Genomic DNA, 12,075 nt, shown 5'->3' with positions numbered 1-12,075 from the left:
AAGGTCCTGACAACATCACATCAGAACTCATACTTTCTTACCTTCCATGCAAAGAAGTACCGCCAGTTTGGCTGGCGGTACTCTTTTTACCATGAACTTCTTTTTTTCTGGAGTTGAGCATCCGTTTTTTTCCACAAAGCCCCTGGCCAGAACGCATATTTTCCCAGCACGGTGGTAATGGCGGGGACGAGCAACGGTCTGACGATAAAGGTATCGAGTAACACACCGATGGCGGTGACGACACCAAACTGAACAAGCACCTGCATCGGCATGACAGCTAAAACAGAAAATGTTCCTGCCAAAATAAGGCCTGCGGAAGTAATGACACTGCTGGTTTCCCCTACCCCTTCTGCAATTGCCTGTTTTAACGGCATCCGTTTCCGGTTTCTCCAAATACTCGATATCATAAAAATATTGTAATCACCGCCTAGTGCTACAAGAAATACAAAGGCGTATAACGGGATCAGCCCTTGCATCGCCGGCTCATCCATTCCGTAATGGATAAACAGCCAACCCAGCCCCAATGCGGAAAAGAAAGACAAAACAACCGTCAACAGTAAATAAGTCATTGCAACAATCGAACGTAAATATACCAGCAGCAAAATAGCGATGATAACAAGGATGACCGGAATAATGATATTTTGGTCACGGCTGGTTATTTGTTCGGTGTCAAAAAGAATTGCTGTTTCTCCGCCAATCCATACATGGTCATCAGCATTTTCCATGCCCTCCTGTTCCAGTACATCCTCTGCACGATCCTTTAAATCCGGAACCATGGCTACAGCTTCAGAAGAATAAGGGTCGATAGATAGCGTGACGGAGTAATGAACAAAATCCTCATTGTTCTCCCCAAATCTCGGATCACTTACCCTCGCAACATTGTCCATTCCAGCGATAGCCGATTGCATTTCATCTATCCCGCTATCTGTCTCGACGATCATATCGACTGGAGCAATTTCTCCGGGAGGATAGTGTTCAGCAATTACAGCAAAACCTTCCCGGGACGGCATATCATCTGGAAAAGAATCCAGCACGCCATACGTGTAATCGATTTTTGGTACGAATGCTGCCAGTCCGCCCAAGAAAAGAAGGCAGACAATAATAATTGCCCATGGCTTCTCCGTAACCAGTCGACCTGCCGCTTTACTGAACTTGCTTCTCGTTTTTGGTTGCCGAACTGGTTTTCCTTTTTTCTCTGTTAATTCTTTCGCCATCTTTTCTGTTCTTGGTATGAATGGGAAGAAAGCCGTTCTACCGAAAATGGCCAAAATTGCCGGAAGCAAGGTTAGCACAGCAATACACATAATAACAATCGCAAGACTGAAGGGAACAGCAAATCGATCGTAAGAAGCATACTGCGCCAGCGATAAAGTCAACAAACCAATCGCCGTGGTAAGTGCACTCATCATAATGGCCCCACCGGAATTGGCAATCGCCAGCTGCAGTGCCTTATATTTATTCGCCTCCAATTGCAGTTCATCCCGGTAACGGGAAACAAGGAACAAACAATAATCTGTTCCAGCCCCAAATAACAGGACAGTCATGATCGATACTGCCTGTGCATCGACGACAATCCAGCCCTGACTGGCAAAGAAACCTAGCAACGGGCTGACCAAACCATACGCAAAACCTACACCTATCAGCGGAACAACCGCTAATATAGGAGAACGGTATAAAACAATCAGCAATACCAATACCAATAAGACAGTCGCAATCAACAAGGTCACATCCGCCTGGCTGAACAAAGCAGTGGTATCCGTCTGAATGCCTGCCGGGCCGGTAAATCTTACGTGAAGCCCTTCAGATTCGAGGTCTTTTTCAAAGACCTGCTCCTCCGAAATCTCATTTATGCGCTGCTGCAAACTGACCATCGCTGCTTGCAGTTCATCTGTGACAGCTTCCTCGCTAAAAAATATCGGAGTCGTTAGTGCCATTTCATCTTCTGAGGCTGCCTCTTGCAATACCGGCACAGGCATTTCTCCAAATCCTGGAATCATTTTTTGATTTTCGAGCGGGTTTTCTTCCAACTTGCCGAACAATGATTGTACAGATAAAAAATCTTCTTCTGTCAATCCGCCATCTCTGTACCATACCACAAGTAACGGAACACCCGAATTATCCGGAAACTGTTCATCAGCAAGCCTGGCAGCCTCTTCCGACATTGCATCTCCCGGTAACAGATTATTCGATCCTGTTTCTTCTTTATTCACCTGAGGCCACACCATCGATACTACTGCCACAAGGGCAACCCATATCACCACGGTTAACCATCTGGTTCTCATACCTGCTATCGCTTTGCCTAACCATTCTGTAAAATTGTTCATGCCATCCCCTTCTCCGATTGAAAGTAAGTACTGATATTAATTATATATACCGGTTGGTTAATTTTCAATTTACAGGAAATATCTTTATTAAAAACGTATGATATACTTGCAGAAATAGAAGGAAATAAGGAGAGAGCGAGATTGACCGCGAATAACCAACGGCCGCTGGGAAGACCGCGCGCAAGTGACCGAAAACAACCGACAACCGACATCATCCTCCAGGCAGCCATCGAGCTTTTTTTAGCCCATAGTTACCAGGAAGTATCCGTGGACGACGTAGCCAAGGCTGCCAACCTCACCAAAGCTACCATATATTATTACTATCCAAGCAAGGCTTCCTTGTTTACAGAAACCATCGTACAACTAATTACCCGGATTCATGGACAAACCCAAGGGATTTTACAAAAAGATATTCCGTTACGCGAACGCCTGCTGGAAATTGCCGAAGCACACTTGACTGCCACATTCAATATAGACTTAGACAGTTTCATGCGCGAAACAAAAAATAATTTGTCAGAAGAACAGATAACCAGAATGCAGCATGCTGAGGAACAATTATATAAAGCTATTGAACAAGCGATTAGAGAAGCAGGAGAAAAGAAAGAAACAAGCAGTATTGATTCCACATTTGCTGCCCATGCCTACGTAGCATTGCTGCGGGTTGGCAACTATCGAAATCGGAACGGAAATGGCATTTTTCCGACAACAACGCAAACCGCCGAACAAATCGTTGATTTTTTCTGGAGAGGCTTAAATCCAGAGAAAGTCTAACCTCCAGTGGTTTCAAGAGGGTTAATCTTATGTATGTAGAGACTGTTGGATGCGCTGTACTTAGATCAAAAAAAACATTCCTCTCTATGCTACTGTTCGATAGGGACAAAAGCGCAAGCGCCTGTTTAAAGGAGTACAGGCTAAAGCTGTCACGTCCTGTGGCAACGCCTGCATGACCCACATCGTTTGGGCCTCCGACAAGCTTAAGAACAGCCTCGGCGCGGCGCTTTTTGCCACACAGAGGGTGGGCTTAAGACCTCGAGGGGGTAGGCGCTGGAGCTGGACGTGGCTGGTTCAGCCAATAATTATCCACAGTCAATTAATTTTATAATTTCCTTTACAGCAAAAAAACCAGTCAACACAACAGTTGACTGGTTTTTTGAATTTAGTGCATTTAAGCCTGCTCCGTATCCTCTCCGACAGAAGGACGGGAGTTTTTGATGAAGAATGACAAAACGAGTCCGATAATCGCGATTATACCTGCCACGATAAAGGAAACATTCACCCCATGGACAGCACCATCGATTCCATTTTCAGGCTGTACATTATTGGTCATAACCGTTACCAACAGTGCTGTACCAACAGCTCCGGCAACCTGACGCATGGTGTTGTTCATCGCTGTGCCATGCGGGATCAGGTGTGGTGGCAGCTGATTGAGACCAGCTGTAGTGACCGGCATCATTACCATCGCGACACCGAGCATTCTAGCCGCGTTCACAGTAGCCAAGTAAGTGAAGGTTGTGTCACCTGTCATGTCCGTAAACATAAATGTAGTGACGACCAAATCTGCCAGCCCGATAATCGCCAGCCACTTGGCACCAAATTTGTCGAACAACCGGCCCATAATCGGGTTCATTACTCCCATCAGTAAAGCACCAGGCAGCAGCATCAATCCCGATTCAAAGGCAGTATATCCAAGCATATTCTGCATAAACAGCGGCAGAATAACCGCACCGCCAATCATGGCAATAAATACGATCATGCCAAGAGCAGTGGTAATGGTAAACATCTTGTGTTGGAATACTTTGAACTGGAGTATCGGTTGTTTAAGCTTCGATTGACGAGTGATAAAGAAGTATAAGCTTATCGCGCCGACTATCATGGAGATAACCACCTGATAGCTTCCCCATCCACTGTTGCCGGCTGTACTGAATCCATATAATAAACCGCCAAATCCCAGTGATGAAAGGATAATCGACAAGACATCAACCCGTGGATTTTTTTGTTCGGTCACGTTTTTCAAAATGAAGTAAGAAACAATCAAATCAATCACGATAATCGGGAAAATAACATAAAACAAACTTCTCCATGGATAATTTTCTACTAGCCAGCCGGAAAGTGTCGGGCCAATTGCGGGAGCAAAGGCAATAACCAAACCGAACATTCCCATCGCGGTTCCGCGCCGCTCTACAGGGAATATTAAAAACAAAATGGTTTGCATCAACGGCATGATAATCCCTGCTCCGGATGCTTGCAGGATTCTGCCGACCATTAGAATGGAAAAACCAGGGGCAAATGCACATATTATTGTACCCAATCCAAAAAGCCCCATGGCGGTGAAGAATAAGTTACGAGTTGTAAACCGTTCAATCAAAAAAGCGGTAACTGGAATCATGATTCCGTTTACCAGCATAAAAATAGACTGCAGCCACTGGGCAGTATTTGCATTTAAATCCAAATCCCTCATTATGTGCGGCAAAGCAGTTGCTAACAATGTTTGATTCAAAATAGCAGCAAATGCTCCGGAAATCAGCACGATCATCAGAGGAATTTTATTGATATTTTGCGGTGACGATGCAGCGTTTTGACTCTCAACCATGGTATTCCTTCTTTCTTAAAATAGATAGTATTAGTTCATAGGAAATTTCTTTATTATTACTCCTGAAGTGGCAAAGACAGATTCACTGAATAAAACGGAGCCACCAGGGAGCGTTTTTTCCTTCTCCATAATTCCGGTCACTTGAGACATTCTATACTAGTGGTATAATTAAATCAAGGGATTTGAAAAATTAATTAGTAAACGCTATGATATAAGCATTTATAAAATATACCATCGGTATAATTTCGGGGGAATTATATGAGCGATCGAAAAAAGCAAGTTATTGACAGCGCCTTGCAGCTATTTATCGAGAAAGGGATCGAGCAAACTTCGCTTCAGGACATATTAACGCGGGCCGGTATTTCCAAAGGAACTTTCTATAATTATTTTGCGTCAAAAAACGAGTGCGTACTCGTCATTTTAGATAGGGCCCGTTACGAAGCTAGTTTACAAAGGCAGGAAATGCTAGCTGGTAACGATCCTACAGATATCGAGTTGTTGATCCAGCAGATATCCGTTCTATTAAACATCAATCATCAGCAAAACCTCATTGCTGTGTACAATTCAATTCTGCATTCCGGCGACAAAGAATTGAAAAAAATGATTTCCCTGCATCGATTACATGAACATGAATGGCTGGCCGAACGGTTTACCGACGTTTTCGGGGAACAAGTACGGCCTTACTCTTATGAAGCAGCTGTCCTATTTTACGGAATGATGCAACATATCTCCATTACTTGGCGAATGACGCATGATGCCCCACTAGATCCGGTAAAAGCCGCAAGGACGATTATTCAGTATATAAAAGAAATCCTTCCGGTCATGGTAAAGGAAAAAAAAGCACTTCTAGATTTGGAAGCAATGGAAATGTTGAAAAATAATATTGAAATTCATCGAGTACCAAAAGGGGACATTCTTCACTTATTAGGAAGATTGAGACAGGATATCAGAACCAGGCCGAAACAAACACCAAAAAACATGCTTGACTTGGCGGATGTCTTGTTTGAAGAGCTTTCTGCTGCCAATATCCGGAATGCGGTCGTTGAATCCCTGCTCCGTCCATTCTATAAAGCTTTTGAAGATACTCCATTTGCCAATGAAGCCAGAGAAATTGCTGCTAAAACAAGTCAATATATAAAATCCACTGGGAAGCAGACAGAATGAATTTACACAAGCTTTGAAGCTTAAGTCGCGGATAAAAAAGGAAGGCGTAATTACTGTCCAATAGTTACAAACACGAACGGCATACACAAACCCGTTTGGCACTTTTGCCCAAACGGGTTTCACCAATTCACTCTACTTTGATTGCATGGAAGGTCGATTTTCGTCGATAAACACTAAGCACGAGTCCAAGCACGATGGCATTAAGCACAATCGGAAAAGAACCGTAACTAATAAATGGCAACGGTACCCCCACAAGCGGGAAAATCCCCAAAATCATACCCAGGTTGTAGAATGTTTGGAAGGCAAGCAAGGTTACTCCACCGCCAATCAGTACTTTTCCCAACGGTTCATTCACACGCGGGAAAATGAACAGCATTCTTGCCAGGAGTCCAATAAGCTCGATTACAGTGAATAATCCGGCCAGCCAACCAAACTGATGAATGATGGTAACAAGGGCTAAATCCGTATGAGCTTCCGGCACACCTGCAGTTCGATTCCCTTCTCCCATCCGCAGCCATTTGGCATGGGTAAATACTTCTTGAATATTGGAATAAACAAACGTTGTTTCCTCTGTGTATTCTCCTGTAATAGACGTTTTTAAGCGCGTGGCCAAACTGATAACCAGTCCAGACGCACCGATTATGAGCAAATATATTTTTTTAAGTCGAGCCATATCAGCCCACACAACCATGCCTATAATGATAAATGAATAGAGGAGCGTAGCCAACACATTTCCAATAAACACAAACAGAAAATATGGAACTAGGTGGAGAATGTAAAGGATAAGTCCATTCGCTTTTCTATCCGTTAACAAGCCAGTCCAGCTAATGAAAAAGAATGGAATCGTATCCAGAATGGTAAAAACGAGCGGTCCCAGTTCGACATAAGGGAAGCCGTTTACTAAGCAGTTGGAAAAAGGATTAAAAAGACTAACAAAAACAGTCCACCAAGGTAACTTGCCCATCGAAATTTGACTATTTTTGAATAGTCAACCAGCATCAGTCCCCCTGTAATCACTACCCCAACTATTGTGTAGATAATCTTATGTGGCACGAATCCTAAATTCTCGTCCATCGCCAACAATGGTAAAAAGCCGAAACAGAGAGCCATCATCAATAGACCTGCTATCCACCAATCAACTCTGGGCCTGTGCAGTTTTTTCAATTCTTTCCCTAATGGAACAGGATTCCCCATTTGAGCAACCGCTTTTTCTTCCGCATCCTCTTCGCTCATTCCTGATGTTATAAAACGTTGTTTCTCTTTATCAATATGGTGATCAAGCTCGGTCACTATCATTTTTCGGACAGACGGTGATCTTATCTCTTTCACAACGGTTTCAAGAAATCTTTTCCTGTTGTTATTCATTAGCTGTCACTTCCAGCCATAACTTCAAATCACCTTGTTTAATAGCACTCTTTTCCATTCTTGCCAAAAGGCGCTTTCCTCTCCGGTTTAATTGATACCGTTTTTCTCCCTCCTCACTCCAATTGGCAGCCAAATGTCCTTTTAGCTCAAGACGATGGAGCGTGGTATAAAGAAATCCTTCGTTGTTCTCGAAATTTTTTATTCCCCTTGCCCGGAGTAGTTTTGCTAGTTCAACACCTGTCTTCTCTTGGACAAGCAGCTGTAATACAGCCCGAAATACATCCTCCTCTTTCTTCTCTTCCTTTCCTATTACTTGAAACACGGCACTTCTGTGACGTTCCGAAAAGTCCAAATCCTTGAAGATCGTTTTGTCCATTGCGTTTTTCAATTTACTCAGCCTTTTCTCCAAATTGTTCAGCCTCCCAACTTTTTTCGCAGCAATTTTTTTGCTTTTCTTAATCGTGTCTTCACCGTATTGACGTTTTTCCCGGTTACAATCGATACCTCATTCAGTGGCAAGTCTTCGTAATAAAACAAGTAAATCACTTCTCGGTATTTCACCGGAAGTTCCATGACGGCTCCCATAAGCTGTTGATCCTCACTTTTTTGGATAACTGTCTTTTCTACATCATCCGGGCTGGTGCTCTTCTGGAAATTGTCAGATCCATCAGTGAAAACATTTCTTATGTACCAGCTCTTCAAATAATCTTTACAATGATTAATGGCAATTCTCCACAACCATGTTTTCAGTTTCGATTTTCCATCGTATGTATGAAGCTTCTTGTAACATTTTATAAAGATTTCTTGTGTTAAATCCTCAGCAGCTCCTTTATCCTTTACATAAGAAAAAGCAAGCTGCAAAATATCCTGGCCATAATCCTGCATGAGTTGATCGATTATTTCTTCTCTATCCTCTATTACATCTTCTGCTGTGTATTCTTCCAATTTGATCACCTCCCTGGTAGTTAGACGAGAAACATAAAGGCAAGGTTTTTGTTTTTCTCAGTATAAACAAAAAAGAGGCTTCATCAGTAAAGGAATGCCTCTTTTTGGCTAATACTTATATGCTGTTCAATACAACCAATAGATCGAATCATCCGTTTGTATCGTCGGTTGAAAACCTATTTTCTCCAATACACGGATGGAAGGAGCATTGTCGGGATCACAACTAGCCATCACCTTTTTCACCCCGGGCTGAGTGAGTCCCCATTCTACCATTGCTTTTCCCATTTCGGTGGCAAATCCCTTGCCTCGGCAACTTGGAATGATGCTGTAACCTAAATCAATCACTCCTTCTTCGTTTGGTCCGCCTTTAAATCCCATATCGCCGACAATCCTGTTGTCTGTTTTATCAACTATCAGCCCTTCCCATTCATTTTCGGAAGGAACCTTACGGAAGCGCTCAATTTTATAAGGAAAAAGATTCTTATAAACTTCCAAGGGCCACTCGGAATCGATTTTATACGGTACGGTACGCTCAAACTCCGCCTCCCCTTTTAACACTGCTTCCATCATATCAGCTGTCAACGTGTGCATTTCCAATCTTTCCGTACTAAATTCTGGCATATGTATATCTCCCTTTCGCTTTATCTATCGACTACTTTTGCAAAGTAGGATTATACACACATTACACCATAATTTCCATCATTGTACCAATCAGGCAAGATTACAATTCCATACTCTATACTATACGTCAGCAAAGGAGGATACCTATGATTTGTTCTACCTGGCAGCCACGGTGGAGAGACATATGCCAGCCGCCTTGCCAACCATGCTGCCCGCCGCAGCCAGAGCCAGAACCCGAACCAGAACCCGAACAACCTGGTGAATGTTTTGGTTTGATTTCCATTATAATTCTAGCACTTTTCGTTTTGTTACTAGCCGTCTTATTTTGCGTAACCAGCTTTGGGACAGGGCTAATCTGCCGTAAGTGCTAAGAATAGAGGAAAGGAAGCTTCTTTATTGCTTCCTTTCTAACAAATTTCAACCTCAACAAGATTGCCCCCCGGTCACTTGATAGCCATTTTAATAGTCAATTCTACTTGCTCCTTGAATACCCCGGCTGGATTCGTGGAGAGCAATATTTCCCTCGCTTCTGTTTCGAATTCCTTCTCTCTATTACCGAGAAATCGTTTCGCTCCATAAGAGGTTGAGTATAAATTTCCGATGATGGATTCAACTGTCCAAGTCACTTCATAGGACGGAAGCCGGTGAACTTCTAAATCGAAATCAGAATCGTTAATGATTGTTTCATAACTTCGATCGGGATGTCGATAAGTAGTATTACCAGCCCTCCGTTCTTTTCCATACCAATGAGTCACCACATCCTTGAATTTTCTTTTCCACAATTCCTGTGAACCGTTCGAGTTATAAGAATCGATTATTGCTATTCCCCCTCCTTTATTTAGTAACGGATATAATAGTTCCAATGTCTTCTCGCGTTCCATCCAATGAAATGCCTTGGCAATGATTGCTAACTGAAAAAATTCCTCGTTATGTTGTTGAATATAATCCTGCAAATCACCATGTATCCAATCAATGTTTCCATATCGTAGTTTTTGTTGAAGGCATTTCGCTTCCATAATCATTCCTGCATCCGTATCTAGACCAACAATCCTGCTACACCAATCACTAAAGCGGGTAGTCAGTTGTCCAGTCCCACAACCTATATCAATCAATGGTTGTTCGCCATTCAAGGAAAAACGCTGCACTAAAAATCGAACGAGAGTTGAAGGATACACCGGCCTGTATTTTGCATAATAGGTTGCCGTTCCTTCGAAAAGGTTCCTATCATATTTTTTCATTTTTATACCAACTCCTTTCACTCTAAAAATTTTCTCCACAAGTGGGAGTATCACCTGCAAAAAAAGCGCTTCTGATATAAATCAGAAACGCTTCTTCCATAATTAGTGGTTCAATATTTCCTCGTCCTTACTATAAATATTAATGATGTATTCATCATCCTTCACATTTTCTTTCACTTCATCCGATTCAATAAATTGCCGGGCTTCCCTTTCAATCTCGGCTACCAGTTCCTTAGCATCTTTTTGATCAGCCTCAATCGAAGTCCTGATGGAGAACGTAAGTGGGGATGGATAAAAGGAATAAGCAAATCCTTCGACTTTAAGCTCTTCCATTCCGATTAATCCTTCTCCCATCGCACTTATAACAGGCATCCATCTTTGCTCCGCTTTTTGTTTTTCCGGATCTATTTTATATACTTTTATTTTGAAATCGCCTAATTCGGTCTCCTCAGCCAAATCTCTTGCGATTGCTTTCATTTCATCTATGCGGGTTTCCGTAATAGGAATTTCCAATGGAATAAATCGTTCTATGTCATTGATTCTAACGTTTGCCGAAAGAATCTCATACCCCTCTTTTTCCATCTTTTCGAGAATGGCTTTTTGCAGTTGCTGACTTTGCTCCTGATACGCTTCCATCTGCTTTATTTGCTCTGTTGTCATCTCTGACTCGGGGTCTACTGGTTCTTTGTGTAAGGTTATATTCACCTTATAGGCATCAACTCCCTTTGCTTCCAGAAGGTTGATGGCCTTTCGTTTCACTTCTTCTTTGACTTCTTCATAATAGCTTTCCGAACCATCTATTTCTATTCCGATTGTTTTGGTTCTTACATGCAGGCTGGCTCCACCAACCTTATAGCCCTCATCTTGCAATTCATCAACTATTGAGCCCACTAAAGAAGAGTCAGAACCTTTTTCGAACAGTCCATTCAGAACCGGGATTTGCGCAAGGACGTTAGCTACGGTCGGAGAAGTAAATGCAGAACCAATTAACAGACCCATAAGAATGACTGCTGCTGAACTTAAATAAATTACTTTCTTTCCGAACCCTTGTGTTTTTGGCTTGGCTTGCAACTTTTCAAAAACCCTGTCTTCAATTTTTTTAGCTGTATCCTTTGAGAAATAATGATCGTAATAGTAACTTTTCGTCTCTTTTAACTTCTTATCCATTAAGGATCACTCTCCTATTCGAGAAGTTAACACTCGTTTTAATCTTTCTCTCCCCCGGACTAGTCTGGTTCGAACAGTATTGGAATTAATAGCAAGGGAAACTGCAATTTCCTCCACCTTTTGTTCGTGAAAATAATACAGGATGAGAATTTCCCGATATTTAATCGGGAGCGAGAAAATACTCTGCAATACTTCTTCCCGTTGGTCTTGTTTTAGATAAGACACTTCTGGACTTTCGCTGCGCTTAAATGGTTCAAAAAATTGCCTCGGCTGCATAAGGATGGCTAGTTTATTTTTTCTTAAGACGTCTTTTGATGTATTTGCTGTAATCCGATACAGCCAGGTGGATAACGAGGCTTCACCCCGATATTGTTTTAAATTCTGATAGCACTTAATAAAAACTTCCTGTGAAATGTCTTCTGCCATGCCATGGTCTTGTACAAAGGAATAGGCAAGCAAGAACACTTTTTGTGAATAGGAAGCCATTAGTTCTTTCAGTATTTGCTCTTTCTCTTGTTCATGAACTTCCTCTTGGTCAAACGGTATTGGAATATCGCGATTATCCCTCATGTGAATCCCCCTTCCAACTTTTAGACTGGTAAACGGATTTTTTTGTTTCATTTTTTTCCAAACAATTATTAAAAAACACCCCCCCTTCATT

General features: G+C 42.3%; 12 protein-coding genes. 2 read left to right on the top strand and 10 right to left on the bottom strand.

The genetic code is table 11. From position 1 onward, the window contains the following. Positions 1-86: 86 nt before the first annotated feature. Positions 87-2,324 carry an MMPL family transporter gene (locus ERJ70_RS05350; protein WP_209367707.1) on the bottom strand — a complete coding sequence of 746 codons (2,238 nt, stop codon included), beginning with the start codon at positions 2,322-2,324 and terminating at the stop codon, positions 87-89. A 141-nt stretch (positions 2,325-2,465) separates the two neighbouring features. Between ERJ70_RS05350 and ERJ70_RS05345 the strand changes: the two genes are divergently transcribed. Next, a complete protein-coding gene (locus ERJ70_RS05345; RefSeq protein WP_245208126.1) occupies positions 2,466-3,095 on the top strand; it encodes a TetR/AcrR family transcriptional regulator in 630 nt (209 codons plus the stop codon). Between the two features lie 394 nt (positions 3,096-3,489). On the opposite strand, the gene ERJ70_RS05340 is transcribed toward ERJ70_RS05345, so the two are convergent. Next, a complete protein-coding gene (locus ERJ70_RS05340) occupies positions 3,490-4,914 on the bottom strand; it encodes a DHA2 family efflux MFS transporter permease subunit (RefSeq protein ID WP_209367705.1) in 1,425 nt (474 codons plus the stop codon). A gap of 258 nt (positions 4,915-5,172) precedes the next feature. On the opposite strand from ERJ70_RS05340, the gene ERJ70_RS05335 reads away from it, so the two are divergent. Continuing rightward, the gene (locus ERJ70_RS05335) at positions 5,173-6,078 is read left to right on the top strand and encodes a TetR/AcrR family transcriptional regulator (RefSeq protein WP_209367703.1); all 906 of its coding nucleotides are present in this window, start codon (positions 5,173-5,175) and stop codon (positions 6,076-6,078) included. A gap of 127 nt (positions 6,079-6,205) precedes the next feature. Here the strand turns inward: ERJ70_RS05335 and ERJ70_RS05330 are convergent, their stop codons facing one another. From ERJ70_RS05330 to ERJ70_RS05295, 8 genes are all read right to left on the bottom strand, one after another. Beyond that, complete coding sequence (locus ERJ70_RS05330; protein WP_245208125.1) at positions 6,206-7,042, bottom strand: FtsW/RodA/SpoVE family cell cycle protein; 837 nt, start codon at positions 7,040-7,042, stop codon at positions 6,206-6,208. After that, positions 6,979-7,443 (bottom strand): permease prefix domain 1-containing protein, encoded by a 465-nt coding sequence (locus ERJ70_RS05325; protein ID WP_209367699.1) that lies wholly within the window; start codon positions 7,441-7,443, stop codon positions 6,979-6,981. Before ERJ70_RS05325 ends, ERJ70_RS05330 begins: the two co-directional genes overlap by 64 nt. Beyond that, positions 7,436-7,852 (bottom strand): PadR family transcriptional regulator, encoded by a 417-nt coding sequence (locus ERJ70_RS05320; RefSeq protein WP_209367697.1) that lies wholly within the window; start codon positions 7,850-7,852, stop codon positions 7,436-7,438. The genes ERJ70_RS05325 and ERJ70_RS05320 overlap by 8 nt, the downstream gene beginning before the upstream one ends. Before the next feature lie 5 nt (positions 7,853-7,857). Then, positions 7,858-8,388 carry a sigma-70 family RNA polymerase sigma factor gene (locus ERJ70_RS05315; RefSeq protein ID WP_209367696.1) on the bottom strand — a complete coding sequence of 177 codons (531 nt, stop codon included), beginning with the start codon at positions 8,386-8,388 and terminating at the stop codon, positions 7,858-7,860. Positions 8,389-8,514: 126 nt separating this feature from the next. Continuing rightward, positions 8,515-9,009, bottom strand: coding sequence for a GNAT family N-acetyltransferase (locus ERJ70_RS05310; RefSeq protein WP_209367694.1), 495 nt, complete (start codon positions 9,007-9,009; stop codon positions 8,515-8,517). 443 nt (positions 9,010-9,452) lie between these two features. Continuing rightward, positions 9,453-10,247: a class I SAM-dependent DNA methyltransferase gene (locus tag ERJ70_RS05305; RefSeq protein WP_209367692.1), complete on the bottom strand. Its 795-nt coding sequence runs from the start codon at positions 10,245-10,247 to the stop codon at positions 9,453-9,455. A 102-nt stretch (positions 10,248-10,349) separates the two neighbouring features. Further along, positions 10,350-11,414 carry a DUF4030 domain-containing protein gene (locus ERJ70_RS05300; RefSeq protein ID WP_209367690.1) on the bottom strand — a complete coding sequence of 355 codons (1,065 nt, stop codon included), beginning with the start codon at positions 11,412-11,414 and terminating at the stop codon, positions 10,350-10,352. A 6-nt stretch (positions 11,415-11,420) separates the two neighbouring features. Next, the gene (locus ERJ70_RS05295) at positions 11,421-11,984 is read right to left on the bottom strand and encodes a sigma-70 family RNA polymerase sigma factor (RefSeq protein ID WP_209367689.1); all 564 of its coding nucleotides are present in this window, start codon (positions 11,982-11,984) and stop codon (positions 11,421-11,423) included. Positions 11,985-12,075 lie beyond the last annotated feature (91 nt).

The sequence above is a fragment of the Sediminibacillus dalangtanensis genome, assembly GCF_017792025.1.
Taxonomy (GTDB): domain Bacteria; phylum Bacillota; class Bacilli; order Bacillales; family Amphibacillaceae; genus Sediminibacillus; species Sediminibacillus dalangtanensis.
The sequence above is the reverse complement of the archived record's forward strand: the minus strand, read 5'-3'. Positions and strand labels throughout refer to the sequence as shown.

Excerpts from the sequence above, each read along its gene's own strand:
- ERJ70_RS05350 (WP_209367707.1), bottom strand. The coding sequence starts at position 2,324 with ATGAACAATTTTACAGAATGGTTAGGCAAAGCGATAGCAGGTATGAGA.
- ERJ70_RS05340 (WP_209367705.1), bottom strand. The coding sequence starts at position 4,914 with ATGGTTGAGAGTCAAAACGCTGCATCGTCACCGCAAAATATCAATAAA.
- ERJ70_RS05335 (WP_209367703.1), top strand. The coding sequence starts at position 5,173 with ATGAGCGATCGAAAAAAGCAAGTTATTGACAGCGCCTTGCAGCTATTT.
- ERJ70_RS05330 (WP_245208125.1), bottom strand. The coding sequence starts at position 7,042 with ATGGGCAAGTTACCTTGGTGGACTGTTTTTGTTAGTCTTTTTAATCCT.
- ERJ70_RS05325 (WP_209367699.1), bottom strand. The coding sequence starts at position 7,443 with ATGAATAACAACAGGAAAAGATTTCTTGAAACCGTTGTGAAAGAGATA.
- ERJ70_RS05310 (WP_209367694.1), bottom strand. The coding sequence starts at position 9,009 with ATGCCAGAATTTAGTACGGAAAGATTGGAAATGCACACGTTGACAGCT.
- ERJ70_RS05305 (WP_209367692.1), bottom strand. The coding sequence starts at position 10,247 with ATGAAAAAATATGATAGGAACCTTTTCGAAGGAACGGCAACCTATTAT.
- ERJ70_RS05300 (WP_209367690.1), bottom strand. The coding sequence starts at position 11,414 with ATGGATAAGAAGTTAAAAGAGACGAAAAGTTACTATTACGATCATTAT.
- ERJ70_RS05295 (WP_209367689.1), bottom strand. The coding sequence starts at position 11,984 with ATGAGGGATAATCGCGATATTCCAATACCGTTTGACCAAGAGGAAGTT.